The 22,910-nt window shown below is 67.9% G+C and carries 25 protein-coding genes; 14 read left to right on the forward strand and 11 right to left on the reverse strand.

Features of this window, described 5'->3' with window-relative positions; translation table 11 throughout:
* Positions 1-18: 18 nt before the first annotated feature.
* The 3 genes from AC1DK9_RS11795 to AC1DK9_RS11805 all read right to left on the reverse strand — a co-directional run bounded on the left by AC1DK9_RS11795 (position 19) and on the right by AC1DK9_RS11805 (position 2,706).
* Positions 19-810, reverse strand: coding sequence for an HAD family hydrolase (locus tag AC1DK9_RS11795; RefSeq protein ID WP_476916043.1), 792 nt, complete (start codon positions 808-810; stop codon positions 19-21).
* Positions 811-916: 106 nt separating this feature from the next.
* Complete coding sequence (locus tag AC1DK9_RS11800) at positions 917-1,927, reverse strand: LacI family DNA-binding transcriptional regulator (protein WP_476861253.1); 1,011 nt, start codon at positions 1,925-1,927, stop codon at positions 917-919.
* A gap of 161 nt (positions 1,928-2,088) precedes the next feature.
* Positions 2,089-2,706, reverse strand: a complete 618-nt coding sequence (locus AC1DK9_RS11805) for an alpha/beta hydrolase (protein ID WP_476916044.1) — start codon at positions 2,704-2,706, stop codon at positions 2,089-2,091.
* Between the two features lie 338 nt (positions 2,707-3,044).
* Here AC1DK9_RS11805 and AC1DK9_RS11810 point away from each other — a divergent pair, with 338 nt between their 5' ends.
* From AC1DK9_RS11810 to AC1DK9_RS11840, 7 genes are all read left to right on the forward strand, one after another.
* A complete protein-coding gene (locus AC1DK9_RS11810; RefSeq protein WP_476861255.1) occupies positions 3,045-3,308 on the forward strand; it encodes a DUF6458 family protein in 264 nt (87 codons plus the stop codon).
* Positions 3,309-3,968: 660 nt separating this feature from the next.
* On the forward strand, positions 3,969-4,784 hold the full coding sequence (locus AC1DK9_RS11815; RefSeq protein WP_476916045.1) for a DeoR/GlpR family DNA-binding transcription regulator: 816 nt from the start codon (positions 3,969-3,971) through the stop codon (positions 4,782-4,784).
* Positions 4,781-5,767, forward strand: a complete 987-nt coding sequence (locus AC1DK9_RS11820; protein WP_476861257.1) for a 1-phosphofructokinase family hexose kinase — start codon at positions 4,781-4,783, stop codon at positions 5,765-5,767. The genes AC1DK9_RS11815 and AC1DK9_RS11820 overlap by 4 nt, the downstream gene beginning before the upstream one ends.
* A 2-nt stretch (positions 5,768-5,769) precedes the next feature.
* Positions 5,770-7,848: a PTS fructose transporter subunit IIABC gene (locus tag AC1DK9_RS11825; protein WP_476916046.1), complete on the forward strand. Its 2,079-nt coding sequence runs from the start codon at positions 5,770-5,772 to the stop codon at positions 7,846-7,848.
* 59 nt (positions 7,849-7,907) lie between these two features.
* The gene (locus AC1DK9_RS11830) at positions 7,908-8,186 is read left to right on the forward strand and encodes an HPr family phosphocarrier protein (protein ID WP_138767728.1); all 279 of its coding nucleotides are present in this window, start codon (positions 7,908-7,910) and stop codon (positions 8,184-8,186) included.
* A gap of 201 nt (positions 8,187-8,387) precedes the next feature.
* Complete coding sequence (locus AC1DK9_RS11835) at positions 8,388-8,915, forward strand: SRPBCC family protein (RefSeq protein WP_476916047.1); 528 nt, start codon at positions 8,388-8,390, stop codon at positions 8,913-8,915.
* Between the two features lie 2 nt (positions 8,916-8,917).
* Complete coding sequence (locus AC1DK9_RS11840) at positions 8,918-9,205, forward strand: DUF7218 family protein (RefSeq protein ID WP_476861260.1); 288 nt, start codon at positions 8,918-8,920, stop codon at positions 9,203-9,205.
* Between the two features lie 43 nt (positions 9,206-9,248).
* Here the strand turns inward: AC1DK9_RS11840 and ku are convergent, their stop codons facing one another.
* Complete coding sequence (gene ku / locus AC1DK9_RS11845) at positions 9,249-10,307, reverse strand: non-homologous end joining protein Ku (RefSeq protein WP_476861261.1); 1,059 nt, start codon at positions 10,305-10,307, stop codon at positions 9,249-9,251.
* A gap of 40 nt (positions 10,308-10,347) precedes the next feature.
* Between ku and AC1DK9_RS11850 the strand changes: the two genes are divergently transcribed.
* Entirely contained in the window at positions 10,348-12,870 is a 2,523-nt protein-coding gene (locus tag AC1DK9_RS11850; RefSeq protein ID WP_476861262.1) for an ATP-dependent DNA ligase, read from the forward strand.
* A 30-nt stretch (positions 12,871-12,900) separates the two neighbouring features.
* On the opposite strand, the gene AC1DK9_RS11855 is transcribed toward AC1DK9_RS11850, so the two are convergent.
* Both AC1DK9_RS11855 and AC1DK9_RS11860 read right to left on the reverse strand, forming a co-directional pair.
* Entirely contained in the window at positions 12,901-13,158 is a 258-nt protein-coding gene (locus tag AC1DK9_RS11855; protein ID WP_476861263.1) for a hypothetical protein, read from the reverse strand.
* Between the two features lie 72 nt (positions 13,159-13,230).
* The gene (locus AC1DK9_RS11860) at positions 13,231-13,455 is read right to left on the reverse strand and encodes a hypothetical protein (RefSeq protein WP_476861264.1); all 225 of its coding nucleotides are present in this window, start codon (positions 13,453-13,455) and stop codon (positions 13,231-13,233) included.
* Between the two features lie 124 nt (positions 13,456-13,579).
* On the opposite strand from AC1DK9_RS11860, the gene AC1DK9_RS11865 reads away from it, so the two are divergent.
* The 3 genes from AC1DK9_RS11865 (at position 13,580) to AC1DK9_RS11875 (ending at position 17,223) form a co-directional block, all read left to right on the forward strand.
* Complete coding sequence (locus tag AC1DK9_RS11865) at positions 13,580-14,083, forward strand: N-acetyltransferase family protein (protein WP_476861265.1); 504 nt, start codon at positions 13,580-13,582, stop codon at positions 14,081-14,083.
* A 268-nt stretch (positions 14,084-14,351) separates the two neighbouring features.
* Entirely contained in the window at positions 14,352-15,950 is a 1,599-nt protein-coding gene (locus AC1DK9_RS11870) for an MFS transporter (protein ID WP_476861266.1), read from the forward strand.
* 205 nt (positions 15,951-16,155) lie between these two features.
* Positions 16,156-17,223: an FUSC family protein gene (locus AC1DK9_RS11875; RefSeq protein WP_476861267.1), complete on the forward strand. Its 1,068-nt coding sequence runs from the start codon at positions 16,156-16,158 to the stop codon at positions 17,221-17,223.
* A 14-nt stretch (positions 17,224-17,237) separates the two neighbouring features.
* Here the strand turns inward: AC1DK9_RS11875 and AC1DK9_RS11880 are convergent, their stop codons facing one another.
* The 5 genes from AC1DK9_RS11880 to AC1DK9_RS11900 form a co-directional block, all read right to left on the reverse strand.
* A complete protein-coding gene (locus tag AC1DK9_RS11880) occupies positions 17,238-18,044 on the reverse strand; it encodes an SDR family NAD(P)-dependent oxidoreductase (protein WP_476861268.1) in 807 nt (268 codons plus the stop codon).
* 32 nt (positions 18,045-18,076) lie between these two features.
* Positions 18,077-18,919, reverse strand: a complete 843-nt coding sequence (locus tag AC1DK9_RS11885; RefSeq protein ID WP_476861269.1) for a hypothetical protein — start codon at positions 18,917-18,919, stop codon at positions 18,077-18,079.
* An 83-nt stretch (positions 18,920-19,002) separates the two neighbouring features.
* Positions 19,003-19,347 (reverse strand): GNAT family N-acetyltransferase, encoded by a 345-nt coding sequence (locus tag AC1DK9_RS11890; RefSeq protein WP_476861270.1) that lies wholly within the window; start codon positions 19,345-19,347, stop codon positions 19,003-19,005.
* Complete coding sequence (locus AC1DK9_RS11895; protein ID WP_476916048.1) at positions 19,344-20,675, reverse strand: acyltransferase family protein; 1,332 nt, start codon at positions 20,673-20,675, stop codon at positions 19,344-19,346. Before AC1DK9_RS11895 ends, AC1DK9_RS11890 begins: the two co-directional genes overlap by 4 nt.
* Before the next feature lie 122 nt (positions 20,676-20,797).
* Positions 20,798-21,055, reverse strand: a complete 258-nt coding sequence (locus AC1DK9_RS11900) for a metal-sensitive transcriptional regulator (RefSeq protein WP_138767747.1) — start codon at positions 21,053-21,055, stop codon at positions 20,798-20,800.
* Between the two features lie 201 nt (positions 21,056-21,256).
* Between AC1DK9_RS11900 and AC1DK9_RS11905 the strand changes: the two genes are divergently transcribed.
* From AC1DK9_RS11905 to AC1DK9_RS11915, 3 genes are all read left to right on the forward strand, one after another.
* Complete coding sequence (locus AC1DK9_RS11905) at positions 21,257-22,078, forward strand: SGNH/GDSL hydrolase family protein (protein ID WP_476861588.1); 822 nt, start codon at positions 21,257-21,259, stop codon at positions 22,076-22,078.
* Between the two features lie 82 nt (positions 22,079-22,160).
* Positions 22,161-22,370: a dodecin gene (locus AC1DK9_RS11910; protein WP_175322466.1), complete on the forward strand. Its 210-nt coding sequence runs from the start codon at positions 22,161-22,163 to the stop codon at positions 22,368-22,370.
* Between the two features lie 171 nt (positions 22,371-22,541).
* Entirely contained in the window at positions 22,542-22,805 is a 264-nt protein-coding gene (locus AC1DK9_RS11915; protein WP_138767750.1) for a GlsB/YeaQ/YmgE family stress response membrane protein, read from the forward strand.
* The last annotated feature ends 105 nt before the right edge of the window (positions 22,806-22,910 follow it).

A 22,910-nucleotide genomic window follows, 5' to 3' on the forward strand; every position in this document is an offset into this window, starting at 1 on the left:
GATGATGGAGGCGCTGGGCTAGAGCAGTTCGGCGAGATCGTTGACGACGATCGTGGCGCCGGCGTCGAGCAGGGTTTCCCGGCCCGCGCCGCGGTCCACGCCGATGACCGAGTGGAAGCTCCCCGCGCTTCCAGCCTGGACACCGGAGACCGCGTCTTCGACGACGACGCACTCTTCACTGGGAAGGCCCAGCAGCCGCGCGGCGTACTCGTAGGTGGCCGGGCTGGGCTTGCCCGGCAGCCCCTCGGACACCGCGACGACGCCGTCAACTACCACCGGGAAGTAGTCCGAGAGCCCGGCCGCCTTGAGCACCGGAACGGCATTGCGGGAGGAGGAGACGACGGCGAGCTTGAGTCCGCGCTTCAGCGCGACCTCGATGAAGCGGACGGAGCCCTCGAAAGGCCGCACGCCGCCGGCGGCCACAATGTCGTTGAAGACCTTGTTCTTGCGGTTGCCGAGGCCGTGCACGGTGTCGTGCGACGGGTCGTCGTCGGCCGGGCCTTCCGGCAGCACGATGTCCCGTGACGCCAGGAAGTCGCGGACCCCGTCGAAGCGGGGCTTACCGTCGATGTGGTCGAAGTAGTCGCTCTCGCGGTAGCCCGGGGCGTCCGGGACGCTCTTGAGGAACCCGTCGAAGAGTTCCTGCCAGGCGCGCTCGTGCACCACCGCGGTGGGCGTCAGGACGCCGTCGAGGTCGAAGAGGATGGCGGAGGCGCCGGCGAGCACGTCGGCCGGCGCGCTGGCGGCGTTGGAAATGCCGGCCTGGGAAACGTCGGTGCCGTTGCCGTGGCTGTTGGAGGTCTCAGTCATGGGGCGTATGTCCTTTCAGACGGTGGCGGGAAAGTCTTCGAAAAAGTTGGTGGGCCCTCGGGACGGCGTGCCGGGACGGGCACTTGTCTGGGGGCATTGGCCGGCCTCAGCGCCGGCGGCGGGTGCTCCTGCGCTCGACCAGCTTGGTCTCCAGCAGGTGGGTGGCGGGGGGATTCGGAAGCCCCGAGCGGTGCAGCCTTTCGATTAGCAGGTTGGCGGCAAACGCGCCCTGGTCCGCGACCGGCTGGGCAATAGTGGTCAGCCCGAGGAACCAGCTCATCTGATGATCGTCTATTCCAATGATGGAGACGTTTTTTGGCGCTGACAAACCGAGATCCCGCAGTGCCATCAGTGCACCGAACGCGGTCTCGTCGCAGCCGGCGAACACTGCGGAGGGCCTCCGGCGGTTTTCGATCAGCTCCGTCATGGCCCGGCGTCCACCCTCGATGCTGGATCCGGCGTCGAGCACGAGGTCCGGGTCGACGGTCAGCTCGTGCTCGGCCAGGGCCTGTTCGAAGCCGCGCCGACGCGCGTCGGCGGTGTTCACCGAGCGGCCCTCCGGCTCCCGGCCGGCCAGTACCGCCAGGTCCCAGTGGCCCAGCCCAAGCAGGTGGCCGGTGGCCTGCCGGGCGGCGGCCTCGTTGTCGATTCCCACGTTGTCCCACGGGACGCCGTGCATGCCCACGCTCGCGACGGCGAGGCCCGAGGCTTCGAGGGCGGCCACCTCGTCGCCGTCGAGCGCGACGTTCAGCAGCAGGACCCCGTCCACCCGCTGGGCCAGCCCGGCCAGGTCGCCGAAGAGCTTGCGCTGCACACTGGGTCGGTTCCGCAGGCTGATCAGGACGGTGTCGTAGCCGCTGTCGGCGAGGACTTCCTCGGCGGCCTCGACAGCGCGGGCGAAGAACCACGCCGTGGCGGTAGGCACGACGATGGCCACGGCGCCGGTGGTTCCGCCGGCCAGGCGGGAGGCAGCGGAGGACGCCTTGTAGCCGAGCTTGGCGGCCGCGTCGGCGACTTTGGCCTGTGCGTTTTCGGACACGTTGGGGAGGTGCCGGAGGGCACGGGAAACGGTGCAAATGGAGAGCCCGGCGAGGGCTGCGACGTCCTGGATTGTCACGCGTGGAGCCTTAGCCATGCGACACGGGCCTGGACCTTTCTTCCCCCTGCAGTAGTGGGCCGATCAAAATGGCCAAAGTAAACTGTAAACGCTTATAAATTCAGCGCGCAAGTGGCAACCGTTTTCCACCGAATGGAATATGTTCCGCGGGCCGGGACGGTTCAGCGCAGCACGTAGTGGCGCAGGAACGCGCCGACGTCGGCAAGTTCGGCCGCGGACACCGCATGGCCCATTCCGGGGTAGCTGCGGGCCGTGAGTTGGGTGTTCCGCTCGAGCCACTCCTCGGTGTGCGCGGTGGCGTCCTCGTTGATGACAGGATCCGCCTTATCCCGCCCCCAGAAGAACGGCGGCCGGGCGTCGAAGGACTCGCTCATGGCCAGTAGCTCGTTGTCCAGCACGAAACCGGACAGCCCGACGACGGCTTTGAACGCTTCCGGCCGCAGCCGCAGCAGCGTGCTTGCCATGGCCATGCCCTGGGAGTAGCCCAGCAGGCTGACACTGCTGTGCTGGCCCCGAACCGTGTCGATCCAGCTGAAAACAGAGTTCGTCGCGGTGATGACGTCCGCGAAGTCGTGGGTGAGGAAATAGTCCAGCAGGAACCAGCCGTAGTCGTCGCCGATCACCTTCGGCCCGCGCAGCGCTGCGCAGGTGAACGCCGGCGGCAGGCCAGGGAAGAGTTTCGCCATCCGGGTCTCGTCCGTGCCGTAGCCATGCAGCATCACCAGCAGCGGCGTGCCGGCGCGCTCCGACTCCGGCCTGGACCAGACGACTGTGTTCATGGGGCCAGCCTAGCGATCGCGGTGGGCTTGCTCGATTCCCAACCCCGGTGTCCGCTACGGATTGCGCTACGACCCGGGGATTCCGCTACGGCCCGGGGATTCCGCTACGGATTCGGACAGACGCATCCCGGATCCGCGCAGCGTATGTCCGGAATTGCCGCCGTCGTCCGGAAAGCCGCGTCAATAGCACCGGCGGGCTCGTTTCGACTGCTTCGGCGCGCATTTCCCGGCGGGGCGGCCCCGGAATCGTTGAAAGGACACATACCTGGCTGTAGCGTGACGCTGGACAGCATGCTTAGCAATACCTATCGGTCACACCGGACACCAAGGAGCAAGTCATGAGAATCGGTTCCTCCATCTTCCTCATCGCCATCGGCGCCATCCTCGCCTGGGCCGTCACGCCCGGCCTGATCCCCAATGTGGACCAGACCATGATCGGCTACATCCTCATGGTGGTCGGCGTCATCGGGCTGATCGCGTCCCTGGTCCTGGCCTCCCCCGGCCGCAGCCGCACCCGCCGCGTCAGTGAGACCCGCTCCGTCGTCGATCCCAACACCGGCGAAACCATCACCCGGAATGAAAGCCGCGACGCCGGGATCTGATCGCCGGGCGCAGCAACGCGCCACCAACTTGACCCGGACGCCGGGCCGGACCGCACAGGTCGGGCCCGGCGTCCGGCGTTTAAGCTGCAGCCGCCGAACTCCTCGCGGCTATTTTTTGGCCCGGCCCTGCCGCGGACATGCCCGACTCTCGACCCTCCGGATGGGCATGCCCCGCCCTGGCCGCAGGGAGTGGACATAGTCCCGAAATGTCCAAGCTGCGCCACGAGGAATGAGCATGTCCATAGCTGGGCGCCCCAAGGGCTGGGCATGTCCCGCAGCCAAGCCGAGCCCGGACACCAAAAACCTGGGCCCATCGAACGGACTTGCCCTTCCTCGGACTCAGGGAGTGGACATAGTCCCGAAATGTCCAAGCTGCGCCACGAGGAATGAGCATGTCCGTAGCTGGGCGCCCCGAGGAATGGGCATGTCCCCACCGCGCCGCGAGGAATGAGCATGTCCCCTGCGAGGCACCAGAAACGGGCATGTCCCCGGGCCCAACAAACCCCACTTCTGCGTTCTTGTTGTTTTTCGTTGACAAAGCCACATGAACAAAGATAAAGTCAATCAATTCCACTTCATGTGATGGGGGTCACCGGGGAAGCCGGAAGCCGCAGCACCGGAAATAGCAACACTCGAAGTAAATGTCGCAATGGAGGGCACGTGTTCGCCGAGGAACGCCAACAACTGATCGTGGAGCTCGTCGCCGCCAGCGGCCGGGCCAGCGTCACCGACCTCGCCGAGCGATTCAGCATCACCACGGAAACCGTCCGCCGCGACCTGGCCGCCCTTGAGATCGCCGGCACTGTCCGCCGGGTCCACGGCGGCGCCGTCTCGCCGGAGCGTTTCAGCACAACGGAAGAAAGCATCCTCGAGCGCACGGTGCAGCGGCCGACGGAGAAGACCCGGATCGCCGAGGCCGCCCTTGCCCTCATCCCCCAGGGCCGTGCCGGCAGCATCCTGATCGACGCCGGCTCCACCACCGAGGCCCTCGCAGAACTGCTCGCCGCACGCACTGCGGGAAACGGCGCGGGGACAGCCGCCGGAACAGCCGGCGAGACGGAACTCGTGGTCATCACCCACGCGCTGCCCATCGCGGCCAAGCTTTCCGGCGAAGCCGGCATCGCCCTGCACCTGCTCGGCGGCAAGGTCCGCGGCCTGACGCAGGCCGCCGTCGGCCAATCCACCGTGGAAGCCGCCCGGCGGATCCGGCCCGACATCGCGTTCATCGGCACCAACGGCATTTCCGCGGCCTTCGGGCTGAGCACTCCCGACCCTGAAGAAGCAGCCGTCAAGGCCGCCTTCGTCCATTCAGCGCGCCGCATTGTGGTGCTGGCTGATTCCTCCAAGCTGGACGCCGAGACGCTGGTCCAGTTCGCCTCCTTGAAAGATCTGGACACCGTGATCACAGACACGCAACCCAGCCCGGCCCTCGCCGAAGCCCTCGCGGACGCCGGAGTGGAGGTGGTGGTCGCATGATCGTCACCCTCACAGCCAATCCCAGCCTGGACCGCACCGTGGCGCTGCCCGGCCCGCTGCTCCGCGGTGAGGTCCAGCGAGCCCTCTCCGTCCGGCAGGAGTCCGGCGGCAAGGGAGTCAACGTCTCCCGCGCCCTCGTAGCCTCCGGCCTGCAAACCCTTGCCGTGCTCCCGGGCGCGGCTGCGGATCCGGTGCTCGCCGGCCTGCGGGACCATGACGTGCCGTTCGCCGCACTGCCCATCGGCGAGTCGCTGCGCAGCAACGTGGCGCTCACCGAGCCCAGCGGCGTCACCACCAAGATCAACGAGCCCGGCCCGGCGCTGAGCGGCGAGCAGCAGGAGGCCCTGATCGGGCTGCTGCTGGATTCCTCCCGCGGCGCCAGCTGGGTGGTCCTGGCCGGGTCGCTCCCMCCSGGGGTCCCGGCCGACTTCTACGCCACCGTTACCCGGCGGCTGCGTTCCCTGCACGACGGCACCGAGGTACCCCTCATCGCCGTCGACTCCTCCGGCGAACCGCTCGCCGCCGCGATCTCCGGGGATGCCCTGGGGAAACCGGACCTGCTCAAACCCAATGCCGAGGAACTGGCGGAACTGGCTGCCGCAGCCGGATTCGCCACGGATAAGTCCGCCGAGGAGCTCGAGGGCGATCCGGAGGCTGCCGCGGCAGCCGCCGCCGCCGTCGTGGCTTCCGGAGTGGGCGCTGTACTCGCCACCCTCGGTTCCAAGGGTGCGGTGCTTGTGACGGCCGACGGCGCGTGGCTGGCCACGCACCCGCCGGTCAAGGCGGTCAGCACGGTCGGCGCCGGAGATTCCGCGCTGGCCGGCTACCTGCTCGCCGCCAGCCAGGGCGCCGCCCCGGCCGATTGCCTGCGTCAAGCGGTGGCCCACGGTGCCGCCGCGGCTTCCCTGCCCGGATCCACCGTCCCGGCAGTGCACCAAACAACCCCCGCCGCCGTTACCATCACGGCCCTGAAAAAGGATTGACAGTGACCCAGCTCATTACTACCGAACTGGTCGAGCTCGACCAGAATCTGGGCAATTCGCCCGAGGACGTGATCCGGCACCTGGCAGGCAGAGTTGCGGCCAACGGGCGCGCCACCGAAGTCGAAGGACTCTTCACGGACGCCTTCGCCCGCGAGTCCAAGACCGCCACCGGCGTGCCCGGCGGCATCGCGATCCCGCACTGCCGCTCGACGGCGGTCACGGAGGCCACACTGGCCATGGCACGGCTGTCCCAGCCGGTCGATTTCGGCGCCAAGGACGGCCCGGCCGACCTGATTTTCTTCATCGCGGCCCCGGAAGGCGCGGACCAGGAGCACCTCAAGCTCCTGTCCAAGCTCGCCCGGTCCCTGATCAAGAAGGACTTCACCGGCGCGCTGCGGGCCGCCACCACGGAGGCCGAAGTCGTGGAGCTGGTCGAGGGTGCGCTGGCGGACAAGCCCGCCAGCCACGCCGCGGCCGCTCCGGTGGACGCAGCACCGGCGGCCAGCGCCGCCGCATCTTCCGGTGCCGCCGCGTCGTCCGGTGCAGTCGCCGGGGCTCCCCGCACCAAGCGGCTCGTTGCCGTCACGGCCTGCCCCACCGGTATCGCCCACACCTACATGGCCGCGGACTCCCTCGTCGCTGCCGCCAAGGAAGTCGGCGTGGACCTGCAGGTGGAAACCCAGGGCTCGTCCGGGGCCAAGGCCCTGGACCCGGCTGTGATCGCCGCCGCCGACGCCGTGATCTTCGCCGTCGACGTCGATGTCCGCGGCAAGGAGCGCTTCGCCGGCAAGCCGGTCATCAACGCCCCGGTCAAGCGCGGCATCGACGAGCCGGACAAGATGGTCCAGGAAGCCCTGGCCGCGGCGGACAACCCCCACGCCCGGCGCGTTCCGCACTTCGGCGCGGAGGAGCAGGCCGAGCACGAGGCGGAGGAAAAAGGTGAGCACATTGGCCAGAAGCTGAAGAAGGCACTCCTCACCGGTGTCAGCTACATGATTCCGTTCGTGGCCGGTGGCGGCCTGCTGATCGCCCTCGGCTTTCTCATGGGCGGATACCTGATCACCAAGTACGCGGACACGATCGTTGTCCAGAACAGCCTCTTCAACCTGCCCACCGAGTTCCCGGACAATGCCTGGGGCCCGCTGGGCGCCTACCTCGGCGCCGTGCTGTTCAAGATCGGCGCGCTCTCGCTGGGCTTCCTGGTTCCGGCCCTGGCCGGCTACATCGCCTACGCAATCGCTGACCGCCCCGGCATCGCTCCCGGCTTCGTCGCCGGCGCCGTGGCCGGGTTCATGGGTGCCGGCTTCCTCGGTGGCATCGTCGGCGGCCTGCTCGCCGGCTACATCGCCCTCGTGATCGGCCGCCTGCAGGTGGCCCGCTGGCTGCGCGGCCTAATGCCGGTGGTGATCATCCCGCTGCTGGCCTCGATCGTCGCCTCCGGCCTGATGTTCCTGATCCTGGGCGGCCCGATCGTCGCCATCACCAAGGGCCTGAACGCCTGGCTTTCCGGCCTGACCGGCGCCGGCGCGATCGCCCTCGGCGTGATCCTGGGCCTCATGATGTGCTTCGACCTCGGCGGCCCGGTCAACAAGGTTGCCTACTCCTTCGCCGTCGCCGGCCTGGGCGCCGCTTCCCTGGACAACCAGGCTCCGTGGCAGATCATGGCTGCCGTGATGGCCTCCGGCATGGTGCCGCCGCTGGCCATGGCCCTGGCTTCCACGGTCCTGAACAAGAAGCTCTTCAGCCTCGCGGAACAGGAAAACGGAAAGGCGGCCTGGCTGCTGGGCGCCTCCTTCATCTCGGAAGGTGCCATCCCCTTCGCCGCGGCCGACCCGCTGCGCGTCATCCCGGCCAGCATGCTGGGCGGCGCGGTGACCGGCGCCATTTCGATGGCAGCCGGCGTCGGATCCAAAGCCCCGCACGGCGGCATCTTCGTCTTCTTCGCCATCGACAACTTCCTGATGTTCGTCGTCGCAATCGCGGTCGGCACGGTGGTCACCGCGCTTTCCGTGATCGCACTCAAGCGCTGGGCAGTCAAGAAGACCGTTGATACGGTTGAACCGGTTCCCGTAACCGTCTGAGCCGGTCCACAACAGACCTTCCCAAGCTGATAACCCAAAGCTGAATTCAAGGAGCAAAAATGACCGAACGTAACGCCACCATTGCCAGCCGCGTCGGGCTGCATGCCCGCCCGGCCGCCATCTTTGCCGAGGCTGCAGGCGAGTTCGATCTCGAAATCACCATCGCCCGGCTCGGCGAACCCGAGGACGAGGCCATGGACGCGGCCAGCATCCTGTCCCTGATGAGCCTGGGCGCATCGCACGGCGAGGTTGTGGTGTTGCGGGCCGAGGGCGACGGCGCCGACGCCGCCCTGGACCGCCTCGTCCAGATCCTTGAGACGGACCACGACGCCGAATAGCACCAGGTTGGGCGGCGGCCCGGCAGCACCCWACGGGGTGGTGCCGGGCCGCCGTCGTATCCGGCCGGACCCGCTCCGGACCACTTCATAAGGGGACTTAGTAAATGCTTGTCTTCCCCGGCGGGCGTCGATAGTTTGGACATCGTGGCCGCCGCCCCAGGCAGCCGCCAGGATCAGTTCCCGGCCCAAAGGAGACCACCCGTGGCAAGCGTGCAGGAGAGCATCGAAGTCGACGTCCCCGTGTCGACGGCCTACAACCAGTGGACCCAGTTCGAGACCTTCCCGGAATTCATGAAGGGGGTCGAGGCGGTGGAACAGGTCGATGAGACCTCGCTCCAGTTCCGCACCGAGATCGCCGGCGTGCGGCGCGAGTACCTGGCCCAGATCACGGAGCAGACCCCGGACCGCAGGATTGCCTGGGTCAGCGCGGACAAACCACGCAACGCGGGCACCGTCACCTTCGAATCCCTCGGCGCCGAGCGCACCCGCGTCAACGTCGAGCTCGAGTGGGAGCCCGAGGGCGTGGCGGAGAAGACCGGCGCCGCGCTCGGCGCCGACAGCCGCCAGGTCAGCGCCGACCTGGGCCGCTTCAAGGAGTTCATCGAGTCCCGGGGCATTGAAACCGGGGAGTGGCGCTCCTCCGTGGACCGCGGCGAGGTCGACGACGCCGACCCGGCGGACCCTGCCGACGTCGACCCGGCCGATCCGGCCGGCGGGGGGCCGCGGTAGCCATGCCCACGAAAAAGGGAGCACCGCAGGGTTCCGAAAGCCCGAGCATCAAGGACCCGGAACTCTATGAGGCGCTGCTGGAGGACGGGGCCTCGAAGCAGAAGGCTGCCCGCATTTCCAACGCCGCCGCCAAGCGCGGCCGGTCCTCGGTAGGCCGCAAGGGCGGCAGGTCCGGCGACTACGAGGACTGGACAGTCCCGCAACTGCGCGAGAAGGCCAAGGAAATCGGCCTCAAGGGCTACTCCGCGAAGAAAAAGAGCGAACTGATCTCCGCTCTGCGGAATTCCTAGGCCGATGACGCCGCGGACGCGGGCTGGCTCCGCGGGCGCGGACTCAGGCGCCCTTCCGCGCCGCTCCCTTCGCGGCAGCTGTCTTCGACGCGGAGGTCTTCGAGGCGGCGGGCTTGGATGCGGCGGTTTTCGACGCCGCCGGCTTGGCCGCAGCGGATTTCTCGGCGGCCGTCTTGGACGCCCTGCCGGTTCCGCCGGCGGCAGCCTTCGGGGCCGCCTTGGACCGGGTGGTTTTAGCCGGTGCAGCCTTGGCCTTGCTGCCGCCCGCCCCGCCACCTGCGGCCCCGCCGTCGTCCGCGGCGGAACCCGAAGCGGCCCCGCGCTTGCGCTCAATACTGCGCTTCAGCGCGTCCATCAGGTCGATCACCTCGCCGGTGCCGGCTTCCGCCGCGGGAGCGCCAAAGGTCTCCTCGGTGTCCAGCGACTCGCCCTGCTCGATCTTTGCGTCGATCAGCTGCCGCAACTGCAGCTGGTAGTCATCCGTGAACTGCTCGGGTTCGAAGTCGGCAGCCATCGAGTCCACCAAGGCCGCGGACATCTCCCGTTCCTGGGCGGAGATCCGGACGCTGGTCTCGAGGGCAGGGAAGGCCGCCTCGCGCACCTCGTCGGCCCACAGCAGCCCCTGCAGCACCAGCACGTCGCCGCGGATGCGCAGCGCACCCAGTCGGGTCTTTTCCCGCAGCGCGAACTGGACGATTGCCACCCGGTCGGTGTCCTCCAGGGCCCGGCGAAGCAGCACGTAAGCCTTGGGCGACTTGGCGTCCGGTTCCAGGTAATAGCTCTTCTCGAACATCATCGGGTCGAGCTGCTCGGCCGGGACGAACTGCACCACCTCGATCTCGTGGCTGTTTTCCGCGGGGATCGACTTGAGCTCCTCGCGGCTGAGGATCACCGTGCGGCCTTCGTCCTCGTAGGCCTTGTCGATGTCCTCATAGTCGATGATCTTGCTGCAGACCTCACACCGGCGCTGGTAGCGGATCCGGCCGCCGTCGGCGTTGTGGACCTGATGCAGGCTGATGTCGTGGTCCTCGGTCGCGCTGTAGACCTTGACCGGCACGTTGACCAGCCCGAACGCTATCGCGCCTTTCCAGATGGCTCTCATGGCTCAAGTGAACACCAGAGCCGCAAGGAGGTGAAGTGTTTTGGCTGACAGCAAGGAACGCGTCCGCGTCGACGGCCGGGAGTTGGTGCTGACCAACCTGGACAAGGTGATGTACCCGGAGACCGGAACCACCAAAGCCGACGTACTCGCCTACTACGCCGCGGTGGCGCCCGTGCTGATCCCGGCCGCCGCGAACCGACCGGCCACCCGGAAGCGCTGGGTCCACGGCGTGGGGACCGCCGACGAGCCGGGCGAGATGTTCTTCCAAAAGAACCTGGACCACTCCACGCCGGGCTGGGTGCCGCGCGCCTCCATCACGCACAAGGAGCGCACCATCCAGTATCCGCTGGTGAACGATCCGGCCACGCTCACCTGGCTGGCCCAGATCGCGGCACTGGAGATCCACGTGCCGCAGTGGCGGGTGGATTCGCACGGCAACGCGCTGCCGCCGGACCGGCTGGTACTGGACCTCGACCCGGGCGACGGCGCCGGCCTCGCCGAATGCGTGGAAGTCGCCAAACTCGCCCGCGGCATCCTGCAGGACGTCGGCCTGGAGCCCGTGCCCGTGACCAGCGGCAGCAAGGGCATTCACCTCTACGCCGCGCTGGACGGGACGCAGAGCTCGGACCAGGTCTCGGAGTTCGCCCACGAACTCGCCCGGGCGCTGGAGGCCGACCACCCCGATCTGGCGGTCAGCGACATGAAGAAGACGCTCCGCACAGGCAAGGTGCTGGTGGACTGGAGCCAGAACAGCGCCGCGAAAACCACCATCGTGCCCTACTCGCTGCGCGGCAGGCTCCGGCCCACCGTGGCGGCGCCGCGGACCTGGCGGGAGCTCGGCTCACCCTCGCTGCACCAGTTCGACTACCTGGAGGTGATGAAGCGGGTCAAGGCGGGCAAGGACCCGTTCGCGGTCATCTCGGGCGGCGGGCACCACGGCGCGCCAGGCGCGCACGGCGCCGAAGATCAGGACCCCGCCGAACACGACGGCGGCGATGCCGACCCGCGGCTGGAAAAATACCGGACCAAGCGGGACGCGGCCGCCACGCCGGAGCCGTTCACGGCCGCACAGCACCGCAGCAGGAACGACGGCGGCACGCTCCGGGAAAGCTTCGTGATCCAGGAGCACCACGCCAGCCGGCTGCACTACGACTTCCGCCTCGAGCGCGACGGCGTCCTGGTGTCCTGGGCGCTGCCCAAGGGAGTGCCCGTCACCAAGGCCAAGAACCATCTGGCGGTCCAGACCGAGGACCACCCGATGGACTACGCGGACTTCGAAGGAACAATCCCCAAGGGCCAGTACGGCGCCGGCACCGTCAGCATCTGGGACCGCGGCCACTACGAGTGCGAGAAGTGGATAGCCGGTAAGGAGGTCATCGCCACCCTTACCGGCAAGGAGGGCGGCGGACTGGGCGGCACCCGGAGGTTCGCGCTGATCCATACCGGCCAGGCCAACGATCAGTGGCTCATCCACCTCATGGACACGCCCGCTGCGGAGCCAGACAACACTGCGCAGCCGGCCAAAGGCCCGGCAAAGGAGCACTCCCCGGCCCGCACCCCGGCAGACGGCACCGGGCCGCCGCCCGCCCCCGATCCGGCGGAGCTCTCGCCCATGCTGGCCAGCGCCGGGACCCCGGCGGACCTGGCGGACAACGACTGGCAGTTCGAATTGAAATGGGACGGCATCCGGGCCCTGGTCCTGGGCGACGCCGAACGGATCCGGCTGATCAGCCGCAACGGCAACGACATGACCGCCAGCTACCCGGAGCTTACGGAGCGCTCCTGCTGGCCGCCGCAGGATTTTGCCGCCGACGGCGAGATCATCGCCGTCGGCCCGACGGGCCGGCCGGACTTCGGGCTGCTGCAGGGGCGGATGAAACTAAGCAAGGCCGCCGACGTCGCGAAGGCGCAGGCGTCCACCCCCGTGCGCCTGCTCCTCTTCGACCTGCTCACGGAGGGCGGCGAGGACCTTCGGCGCAGGCCCCTGAGGGAGCGGCGGAACCGTCTGGAAGCTTTCTTCGGGGACCGCCCCGGGGACGGCACCTGCCCGGTGGACCTCTCCGAGGTGATCGACGCCGACGTCGGCCACATCCTCGAAAGCGCGGAGGAACTGGGCCTCGAGGGCGTGATGGCCAAGCGCACCGGCGGACGCTACGTCGGCCAGCGCAGCCGGTCCTGGCTCAAGCTCAAGTTCGAAAAGACCCAGGAAGTGGTCGTGGGGGGCTGGCGGCCAGGTAACGGCGGGCGCCGCGACTCGGTCGGCTCGTTGTTGCTCGGCATCCCGGAGGGCTCAAAGCTCCGCTACGTGGGCCGCGTCGGCAGCGGGTTCAGCACCCGTGAACTCAAGGAACTGCGCCAGCAACTCGACGCCATCCCGCGGAAGACCTCACCCTTCGCGGACGTCCCGGCGGAAGACGCCGCCGACGCGCACTGGGTGTCGGCGCGGCTGGTCGGCGAGGTCACCTTCGGCGACTGGACCGGAAGCGGAAAGCTCCGCCACCCCGTCTGGCGCGGCTGGCGCCTGGACAAGGCCCCGGCCGACGTCGTCGACGAACACCAGTGAGGGCCCGCCGTAGCGGGCCCTCACTTGTGCTTAATCGTGGTGCGGGATCTGGGGGCGGCTTTGCCGGTGGATGGCCGCGTCGGCCACCTGCTGTGCCTGCTGCCCGCGGACAACGTCGCGGTCCTTCGGATGGCGGTGTTTCCCGCTGCCGTCTGGCCATTCATGGCCGTCGGCCGGCGAGGGCGGTTCCGGCCGCTTGCTTTCCGGGCCGGGGACCTCGTCCATGGACTCCGCGAGGTGACTGGCAACCTCAGGCTCGATCTCTTCTTTCGAGTGATGATCCGCCATGGCTCTTCCTCTCTGCGATGAAATGAAGCGTCCCCCAATCGTAGGTCTGAGCCGGTGAGATGTCTCTAGCTCCTACCAGCGGACTTTCTTCTGCGCCGGGCCCTGTTTGCCGCTGGCATGGGTGGGCTTGTGGCTGCGGCCGACGCTCTGCAGGCCCGCGCCGCCGCGGGACTTGCTGGCAAGCATCTCCTTTTGAGCATCCGTGAGTCGGGACTTGACGCCCCGCTCGGGTTTCGGCGCGGTGCCGGGTTCCTCCGGCGTCCCGGGCTCTTCGCTCATACCGGATTTGTCAGTCATGAAAGGGCTCCCCTCGGCTCGGCTCGTGTCGGCACTGGCGTGCCGCACTGTCGGTGGCACCACCATAGGCAGTTCCCCCACGTGTTGAACAGAGCCCCGGTGGGCGCCGAAGTTAGGCTGGGGCATGGAATACAGGATCCGGCGAGCCACGGCCGATGACGCCGATGCCTTGGTCCGAATGCACACCCAGGCCCACGAGGAGTGCTACGGACACCTCCTGCCTGCGGCCTTCTTCGAAGCCCGGCGCGCCAACATCGCGGCGAGGGTGGAACAGCGGCGGCCCCATTTGGAGAGCCCTGAGCCCCGGATCATTGCCCTGGACGCGCACAATCACGTCGTGGGATTCGCCGAGGCGGGTGTGGGGCGCGACGAGGACCGGGCCAACGAGCTGGAGCTGTTTGCCATCTACACGCTGAGCAGCGCCCACGGCAGCGGTCTCGGCAGCGCGTTGCTGACGGCCGCCATCGGGGACTCGCCCTGCTACCTGTGGGTGCTGGCGGAAAACCCCCGGGCCCGGGCCTTCTACGCCAAGCACGGGTTCCAGCCCGACGGCGAACGCAGACTGCTGCCGCCCGAGTGGTCATGCCTGCCCGCGATCCGCCTGGCGCGGCCGGCGACGCCGCGCTAAAAAGGGCCCGAACCGCGCCCAAAAGCCCCCTTGACGGGCTCATAGGCGAAAAAGTTTCCAAAAAGATAAGTGAACTGCCTACTTCCCAGAAACGGCGCGGGTAAATCGCGCCACGGGGCCGCCGCTGAAGTGCCGTCCAGGCGCCAAAATCGGCTGATCATACGCCACTGAAATCGGAAACGCCATGGAAATCGCGTAAAATTGAAACCCTGCCCGGAGCGGGGCAGCTACAAGTCGCAAGCAAATGACCTCCACAGGAGTTGCCCAAATGCCCAAAGACCGAAGCACGACCGACTCTTCAGCTGGCGTTTTGAACGCCGGCGGAACTAACCAAGGCGCACCCCGGGGCGCCAAGAAACCACGGCTTCGTCGCCGTCGGCTCCGCGAGTCCGACGTCAACGTCGTCGACCAGCCGATGCTTAAGAAAGCGCTTGGCGGCACCATCGTGGGTAACACCATGGAATGGTACGACGTCGGCGTATTCGGCTACCTGATTACTACCATGGGACCGGTGTTCCTGCCGGAGGCGGACAAGTCCGTCCAGACCCTCTTCCTGCTCGGCACCTTTGCCGCCACCTTCATCGCCCGCCCCCTCGGCGGCGTCGTGTTCGGCTGGCTTGGCGACAAGATCGGCCGGCAGAAGGTCCTCGCAGCGACCCTCATGATCATGGCGGCCAGCACCTTCGCCGTCGGCCTCCTGCCCGGTTACGCCCAGATCGGCATCTGGGCCGCTGTCCTGCTGGTCCTGTTCAAGGTCATCCAGGGCTTCTCCACCGGCGGCGAGTACGCCGGTGCCACGACCTTCGTCAGCGAGTACGCGCCGGACAAGCGGCGCGGTTTCTTCGCTAGCTTCCTGGACATGGGCAGCTACCTCGGCTTCGCCGCCGGCGCAGCCCTCGTGTCGGTGCTGCAGCTGACCCTCGGCCAGGACACCATGGAGCAGTGGGGCTGGCGCATTCCGTTCCTGCTGGCCGGACCCCTCGGCCTGATCGCGGTCTACTTCCGGAGCAAGATCGAGGAATCCCCCCAGTTCCAGGCCACCCTGGATGCCCAGGAGAACCTCGCCAAGGACGCCACCGCTGCTGACGCTGCCGCGTCCAAGGGACCGGTGGGCATCGTGAAGGCCTACTGGCGCTCGATCATCGTCGCCATGATCCTGGTGGCCGCGGCCAACACCGCCGGCTACGCCCTGACCTCGTACATGCCCACCTACCTCACCGAGTCCAAGGGCTACGACGAACTCCACGGCACCCTGCTGACCATCCCCGTGTTGGTCATCATGAGCCTCTGCATCCCGCTGACCGGCAAGCTGTCCGACCGGATTGGCCGCCGCCCCGTGCTGTGGATCGGCGCCCTGAGCACCGTTGTCCTGGCCACCCCGGCGTTCCTGCTGATCGGCGTCGGCGAGATCTGGTCCACCCTGGCCGGCCTCGCGCTGATCGCCTTCCCGGTGACGTTCTACGTGGCCAACCTGGCCTCGGCCCTCCCGGCCCAGTTCCCCACGGCCAGCCGCTACGGCGCCATGGGCATCGCGTACAACTTCTCGGTCGCCATCTTCGGCGGTACCACCCCGTTCATCGTTGCCGCGCTGATCAACGCCACCGGCAACGACATGATGCCGGCCTACTACCTGATGGCCACCTCGGCGATCGGCGCCGTGGCGATCTACTTCCTCAAGGAATCCGCCCAGATGCCGCTGCCGGGCTCCATGCCGAGCGTGGACACCCAGGCGGAGGCCCGGGAACTGGTTGCGACGCAGGACGAGAACCCGCTGATCGACCTTGAGCACATGGACATGCCGCTGACCGCAGCCGATGCGGCCGATGCATCCGACGGCGACGCCGGTAAGGTACCCGCCCGGGCCTAGTCCAGGCCCGCAGGTCCGAACCGCGTAGCCCAGCGCCCCGCCCGTAGAGGCCTGTCCCGCGCGCTTTCCATTGGGGGAAGCACACGGGGCAGGCCTTTGGCGCGTCCCCGGCCCCGAGTCCCATGCCGGGCAGCCGGCGCCGGATGACACGGCCACCGACGGACACAGCTCTCAGGTATCCGCCCCCGAACCCCAGGAGGTCCGCATGCAGTCGCTCTTGCGCCATGTCCGCGTCTTGCACCGGCTTGGGCCGGCGAACCGTGACAGCGTCTCGGCACTGCGCGTCGCGGTCGGGGTGGCGGTCCCGTCGCTGGCCCTGCTCGCGGCCGGGCGGCCGGATCTCATCATTTACGCTGTGTTTGGTGCCCTCACCGGCATGTATGGCCGCTCCGAACCGCACCAACTCAGGCTCACGCATCAGCTTCAGGCGGCCTTCGTCCTGGTCGGCGGCTTGGGGGTGGGCGTCGCGCTTTCGGTGAACCAGCTCCATTCGTGGGCCCTCGTGGCCGTGGAGTCGGTCCTGGCCGCCGCCGGGTCCCTTTTCGCGGACAAGGTCGGGCTCAAGCCCAATGGACCGTTCTTTGGAATCCTGGCGCTGGGAGCCTGCGCCTCGATTCCCACTGCGGTTCCGTGGCAGCTCGCCCTGCTGATCGGCGCGGGATCGGCCGCTTTCTCGATCGCGGTAGGCTTCGGCGGCTGGGTCCGTGGCAGGACCTGGCAGCGCGGCGCTGCACGCGTTGTGCCGCCGCTGCTCGGGGTCCGCCGTCGCGCCGCCTGGATCCATGCGGCGCGGTACCTCGCCGCCGTGGCAGCAGCCGGCAGCATCGGGGTGCTCAGCGGCAGCGCCCACCCGCACTGGGCGATGGCCGCCGCGGCGGTGCCCCTGGCCGGGGCCGACCTGCCCAGCAGCGTCTACCGCGGGCTGCACCGGATCGTCGGCACCCTGCTGGGCCTGGCGGTGGTGGCCGCGGTGCTGTTTCCATGGGCCGGGTCGCCGCTGCGGCTCTTCCCTGGACACGAGACCGCCGTCCTGGCCGTGCTGGTGATTGTCCTGCAATTCACCACCGAGCTCTTCATGACCCGGCACTACGGGCTCGCGATGGTGTCCTTCACGCCCGTCATCCTGCTGATGACGCAGCTGGCAGTCCCCGCCGATCCGCGCTTCCTGCTGGCAGAACGGGCGGTGGAGACCTTGGTCGGCGCGTGCACGGGCATCGCCGTCGTGGTCCTGATCCGGCGCCGCCGGCCGTTAGCCGCAGCGCCGGCCGCGTAACCCGGCTGTCCCTCCTACTTCGCGCGCCGCGGCGGCCCCGCGACGAGCCGCGCGGGCAGCACGCGTGCCGCTGCCGTGAGGAGCTTGTAGCGCTTGCTCGGGATCGAGACGGCCCTGCCCTTTTCGTTGTCGGCGAGGCCCTCACGGACAACCTGTTCTGCCTGCAGCCACATCCAGGCGGGAGCCGCCGTCTTGTCCATGCCCATGCGGTCGTGGAATTCGGTGTGCGTGAAGCCGGGGCACACGGCCGTCACCTTTATCCCCCGGCCGGCGTAGGCGAGGTTGGCCCAGCGGCTGAAACTGAGCAGCCATGCCTTCGCGGCGGAATAGGTTTCGCGGGGAAGGAAGGCCGCCACGCTGGCCACGTTGATCACCCTGCCCGAATGCCGCTGCAGCATGCCCTGCAACGCGGCATGCGTCAGTTCCATGGCCGTTTCGACGTGCAGCTTGAGGTGCCGTTTCTCCTCGGCGATGTCATTGTCCGCAAAGGAGTGCAGCAGGCCGATCCCGGCATTGTTGACCAGGACCTCCACCGGGCGCGCCGGGTCGCTTAGGCGCCCGACGACGGCGGCCACGCCGCCGTCGTCCGCCAAGTCAGCGGCGAGCACCTCCGCCCGGCCCCCGTAGTTGTTCTCCAGCTCCGCCGCGTACGACAGGAGCCGTGCCTCATCGCGCGCCACCAGGACCAGGTGGTATCCCTGCTGGGCGAGCTGGCGGGCGAACTCGGCCCCGAGACCGGCCGTGGCGCCCGTGACCAGGGCAGTCTGGGCCGTCTGGGCCGTCTGGGCCGTAGCCGATGATCCTTGAGCCGGTGTGTCCATAGCCACAGCCTAGCGTCGCCGCGTTCCGGGCCTCAGGCCAGGGCCGGCCCTGCGGCGAGTTCGCCCTCCGACGGGCCGTCGGGAAGCTTGCCGGCCGGCGCAGCGTCGTCCAGCGCAGCCCCGCCCAGCGCAGCGTCGCCCAATCCGGTCTCGCCTAGTCCGTCCTCGTCCGCGGCGCGGTAGCGCTGCTGGAGCTCTTCGGCAGCGAGCTCGTACCAGGTGTGGGCGCCAAAGGACGGGGCGGGAGTGTCCAGGTGGCGGTATAGGGCATCGGCCAGCTGACCGAGGGCGGCGTCGGAGAGCGCCTGCACGGTGGCGGCCGGATCCAGCGTCCCCTCGAAATAGTCAGAGAGTTCAAGGCCGTCAATTAGGTCGGGACGGGCCACGGTCTCGCTGCCCGCAGCGTCCGTCGCGGGGTCCGCTCCGTCGAGGTCGGTGACCTCGCCCAGGAGCTGGCCGGTGACGGCTCCGGTGATCTCGCCGTCGAGGTCGGCCAGGACCTCGCCGTCGGAACCGACGTGGACCAGGCAGATGGGCAGTTCGGCCGGTTCCTGCAGCATCAGGCGGAAACCTTCGGTACCACCGGCCGTAACGCCAAGCGCGGCAGCCACAGGCTCCTGGGCCGGGGCATCTTGGGCTGCCGCTGGGCCCTGGCTCGCGGCGAGCTGCCGGAGATAGAGAAGGATCTCCGGGTCGAGGTGGGAAGCGCCGTGCAGATCGATGCTGACGTCCGAGCCGGAAGCCAGCCGGCTGGCGCGCCTCATGATGTGCAGCAGGGCGGGGTAGTTGGCCTGGGTCAGGCAACCGGTGACTTCGAGGGTCACATGTCCGGGATCGACATCAACACGGACAAGCACACGCAGTTTGTGGTTCACGGGGTTCTCCAAATGACACGTCCTTGAGCCAACTGCATAACCCAAGCTAAACAATACGAAATTGTCGCCCCGCTCACAAGCGGTCACGCCCCGGCGGGCGCCTGCTCCGGCCAATCGATGCACTGGTTGTAGGCGTCATGCTTGCGGAGGTAGCGGTAGATGTAGGGGCAGTGCGGGATGATCCGCTTCCCGGAAGCCACCACATCGTCCAGCGCGAAATGGGCGAGCACACCGGCCAGGCCCTGCCCCTTGAACTGTTCGGCCGTCTCGGTGTGGATGAAGTCCACATGGCCCGGCCGGTCGACGTAACGGACCTGGACCGCAAGCTTGCCGCCGACGTGCAGCTCATAGCGGTGCAGGGCATCGTTTCGGGTGGTGGAGACGTCCGGGCTGAACGTGTCTTCAGTTTCTGCCGAGTTCTCCGTCATGGTTCGAGATTGGCACGTAATGGCGGGCGTGGCAATGGTCGTCCGGATCCGCCGCCGGTGGCGCTTGCCAGGCTGCGATCCGGGACCCGGCCCAGCAGCAGCACGGCGAGCGCGAAGCAGGCGGCGGCGCCGCCCAGCAGTCCCACAGTGAGCCCGTTCAGGGCAGCATCCACCACCGGGATGAAGACGACGACGGCGGCTGTCACCACGGCGGCCGCCGGCCGAACGCGGGACTGGCCCGGCGACGTCGGCCGCTCCTCCAGACGCCCGAACAGTGCCAGCACCGGCAGCAGGAGGGCGACGACACCCAAGAGAACAAGCGGCCGGGTCCACCACCACGCGGCCGTTCCGCCGGACGGTTGCGGGAGATCGGTGAGCAGCAGCAGCCCGGACATCGCTGCCAGCAGAGGCAGATGCCACAGGTAGACGGTCATGGAACGCGGACCCGTCCGGACCAAGGCCCCGCGAACCGGCCCGACGGCGGCCAGCCTGGCGAGGAGCGGCCGAAGAAGCTGCAAACCTGCGGCTTGGGAGACCGCGAGCAGGAACAGGGGCAGGTTGGGCGGGTTGAGGTTGACCAGCATGTTTCCTGAATACAGACGGAGCGCCACCAGGATGCCAAGCAGCAGGTTGCTCGCCGCCACGACCCCGAGCAGCGCCGACGGCGTCAGGGCCTGCAGCTTCCCGTCGGCCACGAAGAAACCAAGCTGCTGCACGGCGCACCACAGGAAGACCATGTTGGCGAAGGCCAGAGCGGGCAGCGCGCCGCGGAGGCAGTCCACGGCCACCACCAGAGTGACGAGCGCGGCCAGGGTCGGCCAGGGCGCGCGGGCGTGGAGTGCGGCCAGCCAAGGCAGGTTCAGCTGCGCCGCGAGGTAGGCGGCCAGGAACCACAGCGGCATGCCCGCGCCGGCGGCCAGCAACTGGATGACCTGCGGGTCCACACCGCTGAGCCGCGCAGCCCACAGTCCGGTGAACATGACCGCCAGCAGCACCGCGGCGGGGCGGATCAGCCGCAGCAGCCGGCCCTGGACGAACTCGAAGGCACCGCCGCCCTGGGACCGCAGTCGGCGCCACGAGTACAGGCCGGTGACGCCGCCTGCGACGAAGAACAGCGGCATTACCTGGAGTACCCAGACCACAGGTTCAAACCAGCGCTGGTTCCCCAGCGTGTTGTCGGAGCTCACCGTGCCGTCCGGATGCAGGACGGGGCTGACCATCATCGTGTGGCCGATGACCACCAGCGCGAGGCAGAAGAAGCGGGCCAGGTCGATGACCAGGTCCCGCTCCGGTACGGCTGGTGCTTCGCCGCCTGCGGGCTGCTGCATGGCGCTCCTTACCGTCGCGGCAGGGGCACCCGGCCGCCCTTCCCTCCATTGTCGGCCGCGTCTGAGGGAACGCAAGAGGCCAGGACCATCAGATGATCCTGGCCTCCGGCTACGGCATGACCTTAGGCGAGGGAGAGGAAGAGCTTCTCCAGTTCGGCCCGGTCCAGGCTCGGGTCCTCCTGCTGCATGCACTGCTGCAGTCCGGTGGCGATGATGGAGAATCCTGCCTTGTCCAGGGCGCTGGAGACGGCGGCAAGCTGCGTAACCACGCTCTTGCAGTCCCGGCCTTCTTCGATCATGCGTGTGACCGCCGCGAGCTGGCCCTGGGCGCGGCGCAGGCGGTTAATGACGGACTTCATGTCGGTGGGATCGAGTTCCATGGGGGCCTCCCGGAGTAGACGGATTACATTCCATGATATACCCCCCTTGGTATTCCACATACCCCTAGTGGTATAAGCGGCCTCGAGCAGTGCGAAAGCGGCCCCAAATCCGGCTTCGGTAGGGACGTAAGTACCTACCGAACGGGAGGTCACCGGCGTATTTCTGATGATGTGAACGCGGCCAGTTTCGTCAACCCGGCGATGGCCCGCAAAAGCGCCACAAGCGCCGGCACGGGCCCTTGGCAGCGCTACGTCGCCCTCGGGGATTCGTTCACCGCCGGCCTCGGCGATCCAGAACCCCTCAGTCCCGGCGGGATGCGGGGCTGGGCCGACCGGATCGCCGAGGAAATCAGCACCGCCCACTCCGATTTCTCCTACGCAAACCTTGCCGTCAACGGCCTCGTGCTGCAGGAGATCGTAGACCGGCAGCTTGGCCCGGCAATCGCCTTCAAACCTGACCTCGTCACGCTGTCCGCCGGGGGTAACGACCTCGTGTTCCACCGGCGCGACCCGGACCGGCTCGCGGTCGCCCTGGACGCCGCCGTCGCCGCACTCTCTGCCACCGGCGCCACCGTGGTGCTCTTTACCGGCCCTGACTGGGGCGATACCCCCGTCTTCAGCCACATCCGCGGCAAAGTGGCCGTCTTCAACGAAAACATCCGGACTATAGCGGCCCGCCACAACGGCGTGATCGCGGACTTGTGGACCCTGCGCCAGTTGAGCGACCCGCGGATGTGGGATCCGGACCGCCTGCATTTCTCTCCCCTGGGCCACCACACGATTGCCGGCATGGTGCTGGACACGCTGCAGTTCCCGCACGGCTTACACCCGCTGCAACCGAAACCGCTTCCCGTCGGCAACTGGCGGGAGACCCGCGCCGGAGACCTGGCCTGGGCCACGCACTACCTGCTGCCTTGGATGATGCGGCGCGTGCGGCCCCGCGACGGCGAAGCCCCGCCTGCCCCCAAGCGGCCCCAACCAGGCCCGGTGTTCAGCTCGCCGGGCAATGTGGCGCACCCCTAGTCCGGCCCGACTGCGTGGGCTAGTCTGCAGGGACGGCCCCCGGCCGGAGCCAGCAGACCGATGACGATCACGAGGAGCGAAGTTGTCTAACCACACCTACAGCATTTCTGAAATTGTCGGGACCTCGAATGAAGGTGTGGACGCCGCCGTCCGCAACGGCATTTCCGAGGCCGCGAAGACACTGCGGAACCTGGACTGGTTCGAGGTCAAGGAGATTCGCGGGCACCTCGAGAACGGCCAGGTAGCCGACTGGCAGGTGACCATCAAGCTCGGTTTCCGGCTGGAGCGCTGACCGCCTGGAGCGCCCGGCGCCGCGAAATCTGCCTGTGAATACAACGGTTCTGCAAACTTTCCGCGACGCCGAGTAGCGTTTTGATAGTAAGCATGATTAGTATTTAGGCAGAAGGATGAAGCGCACCCGGCAACCCGGGTGTCTCCTCAATGAAAGAGAAGGGCCAATAAAATGGGTTTTTTCGCATTTCTTATTCTGGGTCTTATTGCCGGAGCAATTGCTAAGGCTATCCTGCCGGGACGTCAGGGCGGTGGCTGGGTCATCACGCTGATCCTCGGTGTTGTGGGCGCTCTTCTGGGCGGCCTCATCGGTAGCGCACTCTTCGGCACGGGACTGCAGGAATTCTTCTCGCTGACCACGTGGCTGCTGGCGATCGGCGGTGCGATCATCGTACTGCTGGTCTACGGCATGATCACCAAGCGCTCGCACCGCTAAAACGGTGTGACCGGAAAACCGGTCCCGGGATTATTTCCTGGGGCCGGTTTTTTGGTACCCGTCAGCTTTCCAAACAAGACTTCTAGAGCACCCTTCCAGAGAACA

It is taken from the genome of Arthrobacter sp. 01T414, from assembly GCF_056398965.1.

Excerpts from the sequence above, each read along its gene's own strand:
- AC1DK9_RS11795 (WP_476916043.1), bottom strand. The coding sequence starts at position 810 with ATGACTGAGACCTCCAACAGCCACGGCAACGGCACCGACGTTTCCCAG.
- AC1DK9_RS11805 (WP_476916044.1), bottom strand. The coding sequence starts at position 2,706 with ATGAACACAGTCGTCTGGTCCAGGCCGGAGTCGGAGCGCGCCGGCACG.
- AC1DK9_RS11810 (WP_476861255.1), top strand. The coding sequence starts at position 3,045 with ATGAGAATCGGTTCCTCCATCTTCCTCATCGCCATCGGCGCCATCCTC.
- AC1DK9_RS11830 (WP_138767728.1), top strand. The coding sequence starts at position 7,908 with ATGACCGAACGTAACGCCACCATTGCCAGCCGCGTCGGGCTGCATGCC.
- AC1DK9_RS11840 (WP_476861260.1), top strand. The coding sequence starts at position 8,918 with ATGCCCACGAAAAAGGGAGCACCGCAGGGTTCCGAAAGCCCGAGCATC.
- ku (WP_476861261.1), bottom strand. The coding sequence starts at position 10,307 with ATGAGAGCCATCTGGAAAGGCGCGATAGCGTTCGGGCTGGTCAACGTG.
- AC1DK9_RS11855 (WP_476861263.1), bottom strand. The coding sequence starts at position 13,158 with ATGGCGGATCATCACTCGAAAGAAGAGATCGAGCCTGAGGTTGCCAGT.
- AC1DK9_RS11860 (WP_476861264.1), bottom strand. The coding sequence starts at position 13,455 with ATGACTGACAAATCCGGTATGAGCGAAGAGCCCGGGACGCCGGAGGAA.
- AC1DK9_RS11865 (WP_476861265.1), top strand. The coding sequence starts at position 13,580 with ATGGAATACAGGATCCGGCGAGCCACGGCCGATGACGCCGATGCCTTG.
- AC1DK9_RS11870 (WP_476861266.1), top strand. The coding sequence starts at position 14,352 with ATGCCCAAAGACCGAAGCACGACCGACTCTTCAGCTGGCGTTTTGAAC.
- AC1DK9_RS11875 (WP_476861267.1), top strand. The coding sequence starts at position 16,156 with ATGCAGTCGCTCTTGCGCCATGTCCGCGTCTTGCACCGGCTTGGGCCG.
- AC1DK9_RS11880 (WP_476861268.1), bottom strand. The coding sequence starts at position 18,044 with ATGGACACACCGGCTCAAGGATCATCGGCTACGGCCCAGACGGCCCAG.
- AC1DK9_RS11890 (WP_476861270.1), bottom strand. The coding sequence starts at position 19,347 with ATGACGGAGAACTCGGCAGAAACTGAAGACACGTTCAGCCCGGACGTC.
- AC1DK9_RS11895 (WP_476916048.1), bottom strand. The coding sequence starts at position 20,675 with ATGCAGCAGCCCGCAGGCGGCGAAGCACCAGCCGTACCGGAGCGGGAC.
- AC1DK9_RS11900 (WP_138767747.1), bottom strand. The coding sequence starts at position 21,055 with ATGGAACTCGATCCCACCGACATGAAGTCCGTCATTAACCGCCTGCGC.
- AC1DK9_RS11905 (WP_476861588.1), top strand. The coding sequence starts at position 21,257 with ATGGCCCGCAAAAGCGCCACAAGCGCCGGCACGGGCCCTTGGCAGCGC.
- AC1DK9_RS11915 (WP_138767750.1), top strand. The coding sequence starts at position 22,542 with ATGGGTTTTTTCGCATTTCTTATTCTGGGTCTTATTGCCGGAGCAATT.